The following is a 14818-nucleotide window of genomic DNA, read 5'->3' as shown; positions in this document are numbered from 1 at the left end:
ATGACTCATTGGTTGACGGGCGTGGTGGCCGTTCGCTGAGCGGCCAGCAGGCGCTCGAGCTCCGCCAAGGGCATGGGCTTGGCCAACCCGAAGCCTTGGAAGCCGTCGCAGTGATAGCTTAACAACCGCTGGTGCTGCTCGCTGGTCTCGACCCCTTCGGCCACAACGCTCAGCCCCAAATGGTGGGCCATGGAGATGATGCCTTGAACGATGGCGGCATCATCGCTGCTGTTGGTCAGCTCGTGAATGAAACTGCGGTCGATTTTCACCGTACTGATGGGCAGATGCTTTAGATAACTCAGGCTCGAGTAGCCGGTGCCAAAGTCATCGATGGAGACGCTGACCTGCATACCGCGAAGGGCATGTAGAATCTCGATGGCGGAGGCGGTGTTATCCATCAAAATACCTTCGGTCAGTTCCAGGGAGAGCTGTTCGGCAGGCAGCCCGGTATCGGCCAGGGTTTGGCGTAGCGTAGCCAGGAAGCTGTCACGATGGAACTGTAGCGGTGACAGGTTGACCGCAACGCGCAGTGCGCCCAAGCCGCTGCGCTGTAGTGCCAGCATGTCGTGACAAGCGCGTTGCAGCACCCACTCGCTGATCGGCATGATCTGCCCGGTGGCTTCCGCTAGTGGAATGAAGCGTGCCGGCGAGACATAGCCTTTGCTGGGGTGCGGCCAGCGCAGCAGCGCCTCCACGCTGGCAATATTGCCTTGCCGATCCATCAGCGGCTGATAGTGAAGCTCGAAGCCTTGGTGGTCGATCGCTTCTTGCAGGTCATTGCGCAGGCTCACTCGCTCGCTGGCCAGCGCATTGATGTCGTGACTGAACCAGGCGTACGCGTTGCGTCCCTGCTGCTTGGCCTTGTACATGGCCATGTCCGCCTGCTGGATCAGCGTTTGCGGCTGCGGCGTGTCGGGCTGGCTCATGGCAATCCCCACGCTGGCGGTCAGGTACAGTTCATGGCCCTCCAGGCAGTAGGGTTTGGCGAGCGCGGGCAGCAAGCGCTCGACCACCTCGATGACCTGCTGCTCGTCGCCCGTATTGGTAATCAGCAGCACGAATTCATCGCCCCCCAGGCGGGCGACCGTGTCTTCCTGGCGTAGCCCGGCCCGCAGCCGCTTGGCTACTTCGATCAGTACCTGGTCGCCTACCGCATGCCCCAAGGTATCATTGATGGGCTTGAAGTCGTCTAGATCGACGAACAGTACGCTGATCCGCTCACCGCTGCCTTGGGCGGCGGCAAACTGCTTATGCAGGGTCTCTTCGAACATCATGCGGTTGGGCAGACGGGTCAGGTCGTCATGGGTGGCATGGTAAGCCAGCCGCGCTTCATAGGCTTTGTGCTGCGAAATATCGTGCTGAACGCCCACAAAGTGCGTGACCTGACCTTCGCTATCTCGCACGGGCGCAATATAAAGATCGTTCCAGAATGGCGTGCCATCCTTGCGGTAATTGCACAGCGTGACATGGGTTTCGCGCTGCGCTTGAATCCCGCGCCGTAGCTTGGTGACCATGGCGGGATCGCTCTCTGGCCCTTGCAAGAAACGGCAGTTTTGGCCAATCACGTCACTCTGGGCGTACCCCGTCATGGTGCTAAACGCTTGGTTGGCGTAGATGATGGGCAGGTCAGGCTGTCGGGCATCCGCGATCAGTACGCCGTTGACACTCGCTTCCACGCTGCGCTCCAGGGTGCGAAGCCGCGTCTGCTGACGCCGCTTGTCGGTCACGTCCTGGGCGATACAGTAGACCCCCTCGATGTGCCCGTTGACCGTGACGGGCAGGCTGATCAGATCCAGAATGAGTTGCTGGGCCTCCCGGTCGGTCATGGTGACTTCGTAGCGGCTAATGCCTCCCTGAAGCACATACGTGAAGTGCGCTTTGATGCGCTCTCGCTCATGGGGAGCAATGAAATCGGTGAAGTGCCGCCCCACGACCTCGTCCAACGGGTAGCCGGTCACATCGGCACAGGTGGTATTGGCGGTTTGGAAATAGCCGCGCTGATCCAGCGAAAAGACGGCGTCGGGGTGGTGCACGAACAGCGAGCGGTAGCGCTGCTCGTTCTCTTCCAACGAGTGACGCGCCGCCGCCAGCTCCCGAGTACGGGCAATGGTAGCCCCCACGACGCCCACACTAAAAGCCAGCAGCCAGCTCATCACCAAGCCACCCATGGCCACACTGATGGGCATCACCCCCAAGAGGTACCAATTATGATGCTGCCCAGGATACGCGGTCAGCATTAAGTTCACGCCGCCAGGCAAGCCGGTGAGCCGGTTGGCCAAGGCGTTCACGGGGGATTCTACGCCTTCCACGGCGAAGCCCGAGGGGTGCAACATCATCAGCAGCTGCTCGCCTCGGCTCACGCCTACCTGAAACGGCCCCAGCGCCAGGCTTAACTCATGGTTGAGCAGCGCGCTCAAATCGATGGCCGCCAGCAGCTGCTGTGCTCGGTTGGGCACGGGAAGCGCCATCAGCATCATGCTGCGCTGCTCGCCATCGGGCATCAGCAGCCGCGGACGATCAAAGGGCACCGCCAGCCACGCCTGTACGCTGGGTTTGGCTAATTGTCCTACCAACCAACCATCGCGCCCCTGCTGACGCCCCTGGCGCCAGATCAGCCCCCCTTGAGCATCGATCAGGGCGATGGCATTCAAACTCAGGGTATCGCGGAAATAGCTCTGGGCATCTTGTTGGAGCAGTGTCGTGCGCTGCTCGTCAGGCAAACTCCCCAGGCGCTCTGCCATACGGTGCATGAGCTGCAGACGCTCTGACATGGCCTGCTCCGCGTTGAGCTGCACGTTATCCAGCAGATAACTGGCTTGCAACTCGATGGTCGAACGCTGGTTCATGCTCAGCAGTAGCCACGCGAGACTACTCACCAACACGCCCGCCAACCCCACCATGACCGTGAGCTTACCAGGGCTCAGCCGCTCGGCGCGATGTCGCCAGCCCGCGACCAGCAGCGCGGCTCCCAGCAGCACGATGAAGACCAGCACCGCAATGGGCGATGAGCTGAACAGCGGCCGATCCTCTGCATCGCTCATCCATAGCCGCGCCACCACCCAACCGCCGAACAGCAGTAGCCCGACCCCAGACGCTCGCCAGCAGACTCGGCGCCAGTGGCTGCCCACGCCGACCCACAGACACGCGGTCATCCAGCCGAGCATCAGCACCGCTAGGGTGGTCATGCGCTCGTCCTGAGTCACCAGTGACGTTGCGACGCCACCATCCACCACGTTATGTAGCAGCGTATAGAGCAGCAGCACAGCCAGCACGGCGGCGCTCAGTTGTCGCAGCCAAGCCAACTGACAGAGCGTTGCCAGCAAACTCACCCCTATCAGAAACGTGGCCAGCGACGCATCGGGGACCAGCAGAGGGCCGAGCAGTGTTTCAGGCAGCACCAGCCCGACTAGCAGGCCAGCACTTCCCATCAGCAGCAGCGTGGCCGAGACGATTAAGAGCAGCGTTTCGGCTGCAAGATCACGGGTATTTAGCGGCACGCGGCCTCTCCTCTGCGTTCTGTGGCCTCAAGGCTAGCGCTCAAACGCCATGGTATCGGCCAATCGCTGCAGCTGGTCGTACTGGGCATCGAGATAGCGGCCATACGCTTCGCGGGGCATGAAATCGACGTGGGAGCCGTGGGTATGCTGCAGCGATTCCACCAGCGCAGGCTGTTGAAGGGCTTCCTCGAAGGCCTGGGCCAAACGCTCCAGACGCTCCGGCGGCGTATTCAGCGGCGCAAAAAGGCCGCGATCCGTCGTATTGACCAGCGCGATACCCTGCTCGATCAATGTCGGCACCTCCGGCAGCGCCGCGAGCCGCGTGTCACTGGCCACGCCCAGCGGCACCAGCGCACCACTCGCGAACAGCCCCCCGGCGGAGGGCAGGTTCAGCATGGCCACGTCCAATTCGCCGCCCAGTAGCGCCACGACCTGAGCCCCCGTATCGGGGTAGCGCACGAACTGGATGTCGTCCGGCGAGATGTCCGTCTGCTCGAAAAAGTGCAACCAAAAGAAGTGATCGGTCGAGTTGGGAATGATGCCCACCAACAGCTCACCGGGATGCTGCTCGACGAACGCTGCGATCTCGCTGGCCGTGGTGAGCGTATGGCCGGACACGGTGGCGGGAATGTTCACGGTGCGAGTCAGCAGGGCAATGGGGGAAAACGCATCGTGGGAGTAGTCGGACAGTCCGGCGATATAGGCCAAGTCGATGGTTTGATGGCTGCCCAACAGCGTGAGGCCGTTCGGAGCGGCTTGCTTCACGAACTGCGAGCCGAGCGTGGCACCGTTGCCCGGCATGTTCATCGTGATGATCGACGTCCCCAAATAGGTCTGCGCTTGCTCGGCAATGACCCGAAATAGAATATCGGTCGCGCCGCCCTGCCCAAAGGGCACCACCAAGTTGATGTCCGATGCTGAGAAAGCGTTCGTGCGGGGCGTCTCCTCGGCGGTGGCTTGAGGCACTCCAACAAGGGCGGCCAGCAGTAGTGTCCCCATGAGGAATAGCGACGTGACCGTGTGGCGATGAACGCCCATGTGCCGCCGTACGGTTTTCAGTGCGTTAGTCGACCCAACGATCATGGCGTTTCATGCCTCACACGACTTAGCAGTGATGTGCTTATGCTTTGCAACATACCTTTAATTTACGCCCGCTACCACAGGGGCAAGGCGCATTGCGACCCGGCTTTAAACGCGCCACGCTGGGCGTACCGTCGACGTACCACCAGCGCCCCGCTTCCTTCACGAAGCGCGAGACCTCCTCTAACACATGCCAGCCACTGGGCTCGCGAAACGTGGCGCGAAAGTGCACCGTTCCCTGGTCATCTTGTGCGCTAGGCGCCTCGACAATCACCAGCGACAGCCACTGTGTATCGGGGTCGGGCGGTAGCTGATGAGGACGCGTCGTGGCGTGCCACGTTGCCAGCAGATAGTCACGCTGATTCAACGCGAACGCCGCGTAACGTGAACGCATCAGCGCTTCTGGCGTGGGTGGCAGTGCCCCTTGGTGGTAGGGCTGGCAGCAGCCATTAAACGGAAGACCGCTACCGCAGGGGCAACTTTCAGGCTGTGAGTGAGTCATAGCTGTGGCTCTGGCTTATGCATTTTGCGGGCGCTGTAGATGTTTTGTTTCGGTATTGGCCCCGAGTTGGGTATAGTAACAGAGCAAGATCCCTAGACAGACGGAGTACGACAACACGATCGATCATTCTTTCCAAACGCAGTGGAGGTTCTCCTATGAAGGTTTACAAACCGGAATGGCAGTGCACGTTTAGCGTAAACGAAGGCGCGGAAGAATCAGCAAACTGGAAAGAGCGAATCGCGTGGCGGCTTAGAGAACTCGCCGACCGGCTGGAAGGCGGCGGCCGCACGATCAAAATCGACTGCAGCGTCTCGCCCCAGGTGAGCCGTGACGAAGTGGATACCTGCTTGGGGAAAGGGTTTGAGGTCACACAACGGCTTCTCACCCAGCTGGCCCAGCAGCAGGCGTGCGAAGATGTGATGCGCCATGCGAAAGCCGAGCTTTACGAAGAGCAGCATCAGCATTAATAGCCAGACCGTAAGCGTCTCACAAAAACACCCGCCCGATGACACCGGCGGGTGTTTTTATTGGGCGCAAGCAGCCGGCCATTAGCCCGCGAAAGGCGCTTCCATGGCGCGGCCCAAACGCTGCATGAAGGCACTGCACTCGTCTAGCTGCGCCGTGTCAATGTACTCGTCGGGCTGATGCGCCTGGGCAATACTGCCCGGCCCTAAAATAATCGCCTGGAGACCTTGCCCCTGAAACTGCCCCGCTTCGGTCGCATAGGCAACCGCATGCTGGCAGCAGCCGTTAGGAAGGTGATCTTGCGCCAGCCGCAATACTTGCTGATTGTCACGGTCGGCCAGCCCTGGCACCGTGACATTCAACGGCTCAGTGATGATTTCCACGGTTTTGCCCTGAGCACTTAACGCCTCACTGAGCGTTGCGCAGTAGTCGCTAAAGCGCCCGTACACCTCTTCAAAGGTTTCTGTGGGTAGGTGGCGAATCTCCCACTCGAACTGGCACTCCCGCGCCATGATATTGATGGCCGTGCCGCCTTTGATTTTACCCACATGCAAACTGGTATGCGGCACGTTAAAAGCCTCATCCACGCGTCCCTCTTCCACCAGTGCGGCCATAGTGTCCTCGATGAACGTCACTAGCCTTGCGGCCACGTGGATCGCGGAGGTGCCTTGATTCACTTGGCTACTGTGCGCTTCACGGCCAATCACGGTGGTGCGCAGGTTGGTCGCGCCCTTTTGCGCCACCACCGGCTGCATGCTGGTGGGCTCGCCGACAATCACATGAGCCGTGGTGGAGTAGTGCTCACAAAAGCGCTTTATCAAGCTGGGGGCGCCCACGCAGCCGATCTCTTCGTCATAAGAGAAGCCGAAGTAAATCGGCTGCTTCAGCGGTGCCCTCGCCCAGGTGGGCACCATGGCGAGCGCACAGGCAATAAAGCCTTTCATATCGCAAGTGCCGCGCCCATATAAACGGCCATCGCCGCCATCGCGCAGGGTGAACGGGTCGCTGCTCCAGGGCTGGCCAGCCACGGGCACTACATCGGTATGGCCTGACAGCATCACGCCGCCGGGGGCATCCGGGCCAATGCGGGCAATCAGGTTGGCTTTGGTGCCGCAGGGGCTCATCACCCGTTCGGCGGTCACACCGTAATCGGCTAGATAGCCCTCGACGAATTCGATAAGTGCCAAATTCGATTCGCTGGAGGTCGTGTCGAACGCCACCAATTGGGCCAGCAGCGCAGTCGCATCGGTCATGTTGATCTCGTTCGTTAGGCTTTTCAGCCACCCTAGCACCCCGCCTGTCCTTTGCCTACTGGGCACTGCAAGCGTCTCACTAAACGTTGGCCGTCACGGCAAGTTCACCGTGCATTCACGAAAGCGTCATCTACACTTCCTACTGTTCAGTGCACCCAACAACTCAATAAACGTACTGCGCAAGACCTACAAGGAGCCGTTATGTCTCGTTTCACGTTGCACGCGCTTGCCCTCGGTGTTGCCACCGCCTCGTTCAGCCTCTCCGCCACTGCCGCCACCGAAGTGACCTGGTGGCATGCCATGGGCGGCCAGCTGGGTGAGATCCTGGAAGGCATGACCGAAGAGTTCAACGCTTCTCAAGATGAGTACCGCGTGACCCCCAGCTATCGCGGCAACTATACCGAAACCATGACCGGCGCCATTGCAGCGTTCCGCGCAGGCGAGCAGCCGCACATCCTGCAGGTGTTCGAGGTCGGCACCGGCACCATGATGAACGCCGACGGGGCGATTTATCCGGTGTATGAGCTAATGGAAGACCATGGCCGCGCATTTGACCGTGACGCCTTCCTGCCCGCCGTAGTGGGCTACTACACCGATACCAACGGCAACATGCTGTCGTTCCCGTTCAACTCCTCTACGCCCATCATGTACTACAACCGCGATGTGTTCGAGGAAGCCGGCCTAGACCCAGAACAGCCGCCACAAACCTGGGAAGAGGTGGCTGAATACGCTACCCAAATTACCGAATCGGGTGCTGCTAACTGCGGCTTTACCACCTCGTGGCCGAGCTGGGTGATGCTGGAGAACTTCTCCGCTATGCATAACTCCCCGCTGGGCACGCTGGAAAACGGCTTTGGTGGGTTGGAGACCGAGCTGAACTTCAACAACGAGCTGGTCGCCCGCCACTGGGATAACCTGAAAACCTGGCAAGATGCCGGTGCCTTCAAATGGGGCGGCCCCGGCCCTGGCCCAGATGCCGAACCGCTGTTCTACTCCCAAGAGTGCGCGATCTTCTTCGGTTCGTCCGCCTCCCGTGCCGATGTGGCTGCCAACGCCGACTTTGAAGTGGGTTTTGGCATGCAGCCCTACTACGCTGACGTAGAAGGCGCACCGCAGAACTCTATCATTGGTGGGGCAACACTTTGGGCCTTGCAGGGCCACACTGATGACGAATACGCCGCCGTCGCAGCGTTTTTCGAGTACCTCTCTCAGCCGGAAGTACAGGCCGAATGGCACCAGCAAACCGGCTACCTGCCGATTACTCAAGCCGCTTGGGACTTGAGCCAAGAGCAGGGCTACTACGATGAGAACCCCGGTGCGGATACCTCGCTGAAGCAGATGACGCTGAACGAGCCCACCGAGAACTCCAAAGGCCTGCGCTTTGGTAACTTCGTACAGATCCGCGACATCATCTCTGAGGAGATGGAAGCAGTGATGACCGGCAACAAGTCGGGCCAAGAAGCGGCTGATGCGGCAGTAGAGCGCGGCAACCAACTACTACGCGATTTTGAATCCGCGAATCAGTAAGTAAGCACCTGCTTCGCCGCCTGCCTTTTAGGCAGGCGGCGATGTCGTTATTAGTGCCGTCTGTTAATCGCAGGTTTCGTCGCTTATGCAAACCAAACGCATGACCTTCCCAGGGCGCTTTCTGCCCTATGCGCTACTCGCCCCTCAGGTCATTATCACGCTGATTTTCTTTATCTGGCCTGCCGGTCAAGCGCTCTACCAATCGCTGCTCCGTGAAGATGCGTTTGGCCTACGCACCACCTTTGTCGGGTTGGACAACTTTGCCCGGCTGTTCCGTGACGGCAACTACCTCAACTCGCTCTCGGTGACGGCAGTTTTCGCCATTGGCACGACGCTGCTCTCCATGGCAGTGGCGCTGCTGCTGGCCTGCACGGTGAATCGCATGATTCGCTCGCGCAGCACCTACACCACACTGCTGGTGTGGCCCTATGCCATTGCCCCCGCCATCGCCGGGGTGCTGTGGTGGTTTATCTTCAACCCCTCCATCGGCATCGTGCCTTACATGCTGGATATGGTGGGCTATCAGTGGAACCACCGCACCTCAGGGGCGGACGCCATGCTGCTGGTGATTTTTGCCGCCGCCTGGAAACAGATCTCTTATAACTTTCTGTTCTTCCTGGCAGGGCTGCAGTCGATTCCCCAATCGCTTATCGAAGCCGCCGCCATTGATGGCGCCAGCCCCATGAAGCGCTTCTGGACCATTGTGTTTCCCCTACTGTCTCCCACCACCTTCTTCCTGATGGTGGTGAACGTGGTGTACGCGATGTTCGATACCTTCGGGATTATTCACGCCACTACCCAGGGCGGCCCCGCCCAGGCCACCAACACACTGGTGTACAAAGTGTACGCCGATGGCTTTGTCGGCCTGAACCTGGGGTCATCCGCCGCGCAGTCGGTGATTTTGATGGTGATTGTGGTCGCACTCACGGTGGTGCAGTTCCGCTTTATCGAGCGCCGGGTGAACTACTAGCCGCAGGCTGACTGTTGGAGTCTTGTCATGGTTGAAAATCGTCCCTGGGCGAACTTTTTTGCCCACTTAACGCTGATGGTCGGCGTCGCGGTGGTGGTGTTTCCCGTCTACGTGGCGCTGGTGGCCTCGACCCAAGCGCCGGGCGACCTGCTGCGCGGCACGCTGCCGATGCTGCCCGGTGCCCACGGCATAGAAAACTTTACCCGCATGTGGCAATCCGGTGTGTCTAACGCGGGCGCACCGCCTGCCGGCACCATGCTATGGAACAGCTTTATCATGGCCATGGCGATTACCGTGGGTAAGCTGTCGATCTCGCTGCTCTCCGCCTTTGCGATTGTGTACTTCCGCTTCCGCTTTCGGATGTTCTTCTTCTGGCTCATCTTTCTTACCCTGATGCTGCCGGTGGAGGTACGCATTATTCCTACCTTCCAGGTGGTCGCGGATCTCAACATGCTCAATAGCTTTGCCGGGCTATCGATACCGCTCATTGCTTCCGCCACCGCGACGTTTCTGTTTCGGCAGTTTTTTATGACCATCCCCGAAGAGATGCTGGAAGCGGCCCGGGTGGATGGCGCAGGCCCGCTGAAATTCTTCAAAGACATTTTGATGCCGCTCTCCATCACCAATATCGCCGCGCTGTTCGTGATCATGTTTATTTACGGCTGGAACCAGTATCTGTGGCCGCTGTTGATCACCACCGACCCGGACTACTACACCATTGTGATGGGCATTCAGCGCATGACCTCTGAAGAGAACCCCCAGTGGCACCTCATTATGGCCGCCGTGGTGATGGCGGCTCTGCCACCGGTATTAGTGATTCTGTTTATGCAACGCCTGTTTGTGAAAGGCCTGACCGAGACGGAGAAATAACCATGGCCAGCATTACCTTGGAAGGGCTAAAAAAAACCTACGCGGGCAACGTAACAGCGGTCAAAGGGGTCGATTTACACATTCAGGACGGCGAGTTTGTGGTGCTGGTCGGGCCTTCCGGCTGCGGTAAATCCACCTTGCTGCGCATGGTGGCAGGTCTGGAGACCATCACCGAGGGCACCCTGAAAATCGGCGAGCGTGTAGTGAACCAGCTAGAGCCCGCCGAGCGGGATATCGCCATGGTGTTCCAAAACTACGCCCTCTACCCGCATATGACGGTGTACAACAACTTGGCATATGGCCTGAAGAATCGCGGCTTCAAGAAAGACGACATCGACCAGCGGGTGCGCACGGCGGCTAAGATGCTGGAGATTGAGGACTTTTTGGAGCGCAAACCGCGCAAGCTCTCCGGCGGCCAGCGCCAGCGGGTGGCGATGGGCCGTGCGTTAGTACGCGAGCCCGCTGCGTTTCTGTTCGACGAGCCACTCTCTAACCTGGATGCCAAGCTGCGCGTGCAGATGCGTGTCGAGATCAAGCAGCTTCAGCGGCGGTTAAAAACCACCAGCCTCTACGTGACCCACGACCAGCTCGAAGCGATGACGCTGGGCGACCGGCTCGTGGTGCTGAATGCCGGGCAAATCGAGCAGGTAGGCACCCCGATGGAGATCTACGCCCGCCCAGCTACCATGTTTGTAGCGGAGTTTATTGGCTCCCCGGCCATGAACATGCTGCCGCTGGATTATCTTGCTCAGCAGGATACCCAGGGCGTGCTGAGTCAGTTGCCGAAAGAGACTGATACCGTCGGCATCCGCCCGGACGATATGCTGCTCGCCCCGCCAGCCGCGCCCTATATAACGCTGAACGCTACCTTGATGCTGTTTGAAGCCGCCGGGGCAGAGAGCCATCTTTACCTGAACTTGGCAGGCAGCGACCAACCCACGGTGGTGCGTACCGCAGGCCAGCCGCCGGTCAGCGAAGGTGAAACGCTGCAGGTGTACGTCACCAGCGATGCACTTCACCCGTTCAACAGCACCACTGGTAAACGTACCTCGCACTAACCTCTACGCCTTGGGAGAGACTCGCCTGAGGCGTAGCGGCTTCCTTACCAGCAGCCTGTCATCGTCACGTGATCATAACGTCATATGGACGACACTCGAATGTCACAGAGGGCTGACAACCTGAAACACACTTTAACCTGCTGCTTGTTTCCATTCGCCAGGCAGCACCTTCAACGTTTCAGGAAACGCTCCATGATGAAAACTCTAATAGCACTGGCGGTAGCGGCCACCACTTTCACGGTCTCCACAGCCCAAGCCAATAGCGATCTCAGCAACGTTTGCCCTAACCCTATCCGCATGGCCGATACGGGTATCGAGGGCATGGGCCCACTCGAAGAGGCGTTTGGCCCCTTTGCTGAAGCGTTTGAAGAGACCACCGGCCTCACGCTTGAGATGTTTAGCCTGAGCAACCGCACGGCGGCAGGCACCGCGCTGCAGTATGATGACGTGGACCTTGTGTTTGCGGGGCCGTCTGAGTTCGTCCTGTTCGACCGCGAAAGCGATATTGAAATTCTGTTTGCGATTGAGCGCCCCCACTACGGCAGCAGCTTTTATGTTCCCGCCGATAGCGATATTCAGTCGCTGGAAGACCTGGCAGGCCATCGCGTTGCTTTGAAAGATGTGGGCTCCACCAGCGGCCATATTTTCCCAAGCCAAATGCTGGTTGATGCGGGCCTGGATATTGATCGCGACCTTGAGATCATTATGGCGGGCGATGCCCGTATCGCCGCGCTGGTTAACGGCGATGTGGATGCCATGGGTGGCGGTAACCGCGATATCGAAGAGATCCAGGCGATGGACCCGGACGGCGAATACCGTGTGATTGCCACCAGCGATGTTTTACCCGGTGACCCGGTGGTGATGCGCGGCTCGCTAGACGACGCTTGTAAAACAGCGCTACGCAGCACCCTGGAAGAGAACCGCGACACCCTGTGGAACGCGCTGATTGCCACCGACCGCAACGAAGATAAGTTTTTGAACCGCGACTCCTCGCTGGGCTTTGACCGCACCAATGAAGATTACGATGTCGTGCGTCAGGCCTACGAAGCGGCGGGCATAGCCCTTTAATTCGTTTTCCACCGTTCCCTTTATCGTGATCGCACAGGGACGTGCGTTGAACGAGCGAAGGCTCTGTTAGTACCAAGACACGGTAGGTCTCTCATGTCTGTTGTTTCACTCTCCCTCCTGGCATCCGCGCAGGAGGTTTTTGTATGAATGCCATCGATATTGCTAATGTTCACAAACATTACGGCAGCTTACATGTCCTGCGTGGGCTAACGCTCAGCATCCCCAAAGGGGAGTGTGTCATTTTGCTGGGGGCTAACGGCTGTGGTAAATCCACGCTGATGCGCTGTATCAACGGCTTAGCCCCTCACGATCAGGGCGATATTCGCATTTTCAACGAATCGCTTTCGCAGCTTTCCAAACCGCGTTTGCGCACGCTACGCCAAAAAATCGGTGTGGTGTTTCAGCAGTTCAACTTAGTCCAGAACGTCAGCGTGTTTCAAAACGTGCTGTATGGCGCACTGGGCCAGCAGCGTCTTGGCTTACTGTCCACACTCTCTTGCACCGCAAGTCACGAGCTTCGCGAGCGCGCCATGCAGTCACTCGACCGAGTGGGGTTGGCCCATAAGGCCCAGGCCAGCTGTCGTGAACTGTCTGGCGGTCAGCAGCAGCGCGTCGCCATTGCCAGAACGCTAATGCAGGACGCTCAAATCATCATTGCGGATGAACCCATCGCCAGCCTGGACCCAAAAGCGGGACGCGAGATTATGGACCTGCTGCTAGAGGTAGTGAGCGAACGTGGACTCACCGTGCTGTGTACGCTGCACCAGCTAGAGCTAGCGCAACAGTACGGCGACCGCATTGTGGGCATGAAAGCGGGTACCGTAGTGCTCGATACGCCTCGTGAGACGGCCACGCTGAGCGATATGCAGGCGCTCTATCAAGGTGACACCCGCGTCGAACAAACGCCCTCTTCTCCCACAACCAGCCAACCGCTTAGGGCGATCTAATATGCCGTCGAAACTTCCCACCACCGGTCTACCTCCCCGGTTTCGCCGCCCTTCCCTGTTTGTTTGGGGCATCAGCCTTGGCTTTTTAGCGCTGTTTATTCAGGGCGTCATGGCCACCAATGTCACACTCGAGCGTTTGATACGCGGGGCGACGAACCTAGGTCACTTTATAGGACGGGCTTTCCCACCGGATCTCAGCAATTTAGACGTACTGGCATGGTCGATGTATGAAACCCTCAACATTGCCATTGTCGGTGTGACGCTGGGCGTTATTCTCAGCGTGCCGTTTGCACTACTGGCGGCACGCAATACCTCCCCCGCGCCGTGGGTGCGCTCCATGACACGGCTGATGATTGCCACCATGCGCACTATTCCAGACCTTATCTGGGCGCTGATTTTTGTCGTGGCGGTCGGGTTAGGCCCGATGGCGGGCGTGCTAGCCATCGTGATGGATACGATTGGTTTTGCCGCCGCCCGCTTTTTCTCAGAGCGGATCGAGGAAGTCCACCCTGGTCCTTCCGATGCGCTAGCCGCTACCGGCGCGGGGAGGCTATCCGTCATTGGCGGTGCGGTTTTGCCAGAAACCCTCGCATCGATGACGGCCACCAGCTTATACAGCGTCGAAAAAGCGCTGCGTTCAGCGGTTACGCTAGGGCTGGTGGGCGCAGGCGGCATTGGCGTCGAACTCGCCGCCGCCATGCGGCTATTTAACTATGACCGCGCGCTAACCATTATTTTAGTGATTCTGGTCGTGGTCATTGGTTTTGAACAGCTCTCGTCGCAAATCCGCAAGCGTGTGATCTAAGCTACCGATAGGCGGTTATCTGGTGCGTTACCAAGGCAACTGCTCGCCATTGGAGTGCCAGAAGCCGCCGCTATTCTCTAAGTTGAGCGCTTTGATACAGGCGGCAATGCCCGTCGCTGACTCCTGCGGGCTGATGTGGCCACCAAAGTTAACCATGCGGGTTTTCACATAGCCCGGATGCAGCTGCGCCACGGCGATGCCGCGAGGCTTGAGGTCGATGGCTAACGATTTACCAAAGGCGTTAAGCGCCGCTTTTGACGCACGGTAGCCGTAGCGGCCACCTGAGTCGTTATCGGCCAAAGAGCCCATCCGGCTAGTAATATTGGCGATTTTACTGCCCTTTTTCATCATCGGCAGCAGCGCTTCGGAGACTCGCAGCGGCGCATAGGCATTGATTTCCATCTGCTGGCGTAGGCTGTCGATCTCGATATCTCCCAACACATCATCGCGCAGCAGGCCCGCATTATTGATCAAAAGGTCAATGGTGTGCTCGGCTAACGCCGCAGAAAGGCGCGCGATATCGTCGTCCTGGGTCACATCAATGCCTTCTATCACGTTGTCAGCGACACGCGCTAGCTCATCAGACGTTTGGCGACACACGCCGATGACTTTCCATCCCTCCTGTTGATAATGCTCAGCAAGTGCTAATCCTACGCCACGATTTGCGCCTGTAATTACAACGATGGACGACATCCTCTCTCCTTAAACACGCGATTAAATAATAAAACAGCATAACGCAAAAAGCCGATGTGTCATTGACACATCGGCAAAAACGA

The 14818-nt window shown here is 58.8% G+C and carries 13 protein-coding genes; 8 read left to right on the top strand and 5 right to left on the bottom strand.

The window, feature by feature from the left end; all coding sequences use genetic code 11:
* Nucleotides 1–5: 5 nt before the first annotated feature.
* Genes QIT27_RS14290 through QIT27_RS14280 form a run of 3 tightly spaced genes read right to left on the bottom strand, consistent with a single transcriptional unit; the run spans nucleotide 6 to nucleotide 5079 of the window.
* The gene (locus QIT27_RS14290) at nucleotides 6–3497 is read right to left on the bottom strand and encodes a putative bifunctional diguanylate cyclase/phosphodiesterase (RefSeq protein WP_285264195.1); all 3492 of its coding nucleotides are present in this window, start codon (nucleotides 3495–3497) and stop codon (nucleotides 6–8) included.
* Nucleotides 3498–3530: 33 nt separating this feature from the next.
* On the bottom strand, nucleotides 3531–4580 hold the full coding sequence (locus QIT27_RS14285; RefSeq protein ID WP_285264194.1) for a Bug family tripartite tricarboxylate transporter substrate binding protein: 1050 nt from the start codon (nucleotides 4578–4580) through the stop codon (nucleotides 3531–3533).
* A gap of 37 nt (nucleotides 4581–4617) precedes the next feature.
* The gene (locus QIT27_RS14280; protein ID WP_159340700.1) at nucleotides 4618–5079 is read right to left on the bottom strand and encodes a YchJ family protein; all 462 of its coding nucleotides are present in this window, start codon (nucleotides 5077–5079) and stop codon (nucleotides 4618–4620) included.
* A gap of 155 nt (nucleotides 5080–5234) precedes the next feature.
* Between QIT27_RS14280 and QIT27_RS14275 the strand changes: the two genes are divergently transcribed.
* The gene (locus QIT27_RS14275) at nucleotides 5235–5546 is read left to right on the top strand and encodes a hypothetical protein (protein WP_159340699.1); all 312 of its coding nucleotides are present in this window, start codon (nucleotides 5235–5237) and stop codon (nucleotides 5544–5546) included.
* An 81-nt stretch (nucleotides 5547–5627) separates the two neighbouring features.
* Here the strand turns inward: QIT27_RS14275 and argE are convergent, their stop codons facing one another.
* Entirely contained in the window at nucleotides 5628–6797 is a 1170-nt protein-coding gene (argE, locus tag QIT27_RS14270) for an acetylornithine deacetylase (RefSeq protein WP_285264193.1), read from the bottom strand.
* A gap of 201 nt (nucleotides 6798–6998) precedes the next feature.
* Here argE and ugpB point away from each other — a divergent pair, with 201 nt between their 5' ends.
* From ugpB to phnE, 7 genes are all read left to right on the top strand, one after another.
* On the top strand, nucleotides 6999–8324 hold the full coding sequence (gene ugpB, locus QIT27_RS14265; RefSeq protein WP_285264192.1) for a sn-glycerol-3-phosphate ABC transporter substrate-binding protein UgpB: 1326 nt from the start codon (nucleotides 6999–7001) through the stop codon (nucleotides 8322–8324).
* An 85-nt stretch (nucleotides 8325–8409) separates the two neighbouring features.
* Nucleotides 8410–9294: a sn-glycerol-3-phosphate ABC transporter permease UgpA gene (ugpA, locus tag QIT27_RS14260; RefSeq protein ID WP_285264191.1), complete on the top strand. Its 885-nt coding sequence runs from the start codon at nucleotides 8410–8412 to the stop codon at nucleotides 9292–9294.
* A gap of 27 nt (nucleotides 9295–9321) precedes the next feature.
* On the top strand, nucleotides 9322–10164 hold the full coding sequence (gene ugpE / locus QIT27_RS14255) for a sn-glycerol-3-phosphate ABC transporter permease UgpE (protein WP_159340695.1): 843 nt from the start codon (nucleotides 9322–9324) through the stop codon (nucleotides 10162–10164).
* Nucleotides 10165–10166: 2 nt separating this feature from the next.
* Nucleotides 10167–11222: a sn-glycerol-3-phosphate import ATP-binding protein UgpC gene (locus QIT27_RS14250; protein WP_285264190.1), complete on the top strand. Its 1056-nt coding sequence runs from the start codon at nucleotides 10167–10169 to the stop codon at nucleotides 11220–11222.
* A 192-nt stretch (nucleotides 11223–11414) separates the two neighbouring features.
* A complete protein-coding gene (gene phnD / locus QIT27_RS14245; protein WP_253019208.1) occupies nucleotides 11415–12290 on the top strand; it encodes a phosphate/phosphite/phosphonate ABC transporter substrate-binding protein in 876 nt (291 codons plus the stop codon).
* 143 nt (nucleotides 12291–12433) lie between these two features.
* The gene (gene phnC / locus QIT27_RS14240) at nucleotides 12434–13237 is read left to right on the top strand and encodes a phosphonate ABC transporter ATP-binding protein (protein WP_253019209.1); all 804 of its coding nucleotides are present in this window, start codon (nucleotides 12434–12436) and stop codon (nucleotides 13235–13237) included.
* A 1-nt stretch (nucleotide 13238) separates the two neighbouring features.
* Nucleotides 13239–14042, top strand: coding sequence for a phosphonate ABC transporter, permease protein PhnE (phnE, locus tag QIT27_RS14235; protein WP_285264189.1), 804 nt, complete (start codon nucleotides 13239–13241; stop codon nucleotides 14040–14042).
* 27 nt (nucleotides 14043–14069) lie between these two features.
* Here the strand turns inward: phnE and QIT27_RS14230 are convergent, their stop codons facing one another.
* A complete protein-coding gene (locus QIT27_RS14230) occupies nucleotides 14070–14735 on the bottom strand; it encodes an SDR family oxidoreductase (protein ID WP_285264188.1) in 666 nt (221 codons plus the stop codon).
* Nucleotides 14736–14818: the final 83 nt, after the last annotated feature.

This window comes from Halomonas sp. LC1 (genome assembly GCF_030247125.1).
Lineage (GTDB): Bacteria > Pseudomonadota > Gammaproteobacteria > Pseudomonadales > Halomonadaceae > Vreelandella.
Note: the sequence above shows the minus strand (reverse complement) of the source record. Positions and strands in the feature narration are given on the sequence as shown.

Excerpts from the sequence above, each read along its gene's own strand:
- QIT27_RS14285 (WP_285264194.1), bottom strand. The coding sequence starts at position 4,580 with ATGATCGTTGGGTCGACTAACGCACTGAAAACCGTACGGCGGCACATG.
- QIT27_RS14230 (WP_285264188.1), bottom strand. The coding sequence starts at position 14,735 with ATGTCGTCCATCGTTGTAATTACAGGCGCAAATCGTGGCGTAGGATTA.
- QIT27_RS14275 (WP_159340699.1), top strand. The coding sequence starts at position 5,235 with ATGAAGGTTTACAAACCGGAATGGCAGTGCACGTTTAGCGTAAACGAA.
- QIT27_RS14250 (WP_285264190.1), top strand. The coding sequence starts at position 10,167 with ATGGCCAGCATTACCTTGGAAGGGCTAAAAAAAACCTACGCGGGCAAC.
- ugpE (WP_159340695.1), top strand. The coding sequence starts at position 9,322 with ATGGTTGAAAATCGTCCCTGGGCGAACTTTTTTGCCCACTTAACGCTG.
- ugpA (WP_285264191.1), top strand. The coding sequence starts at position 8,410 with ATGCAAACCAAACGCATGACCTTCCCAGGGCGCTTTCTGCCCTATGCG.
- phnC (WP_253019209.1), top strand. The coding sequence starts at position 12,434 with ATGAATGCCATCGATATTGCTAATGTTCACAAACATTACGGCAGCTTA.
- argE (WP_285264193.1), bottom strand. The coding sequence starts at position 6,797 with ATGACCGATGCGACTGCGCTGCTGGCCCAATTGGTGGCGTTCGACACG.
- ugpB (WP_285264192.1), top strand. The coding sequence starts at position 6,999 with ATGTCTCGTTTCACGTTGCACGCGCTTGCCCTCGGTGTTGCCACCGCC.
- QIT27_RS14280 (WP_159340700.1), bottom strand. The coding sequence starts at position 5,079 with ATGACTCACTCACAGCCTGAAAGTTGCCCCTGCGGTAGCGGTCTTCCG.
- phnD (WP_253019208.1), top strand. The coding sequence starts at position 11,415 with ATGATGAAAACTCTAATAGCACTGGCGGTAGCGGCCACCACTTTCACG.
- phnE (WP_285264189.1), top strand. The coding sequence starts at position 13,239 with ATGCCGTCGAAACTTCCCACCACCGGTCTACCTCCCCGGTTTCGCCGC.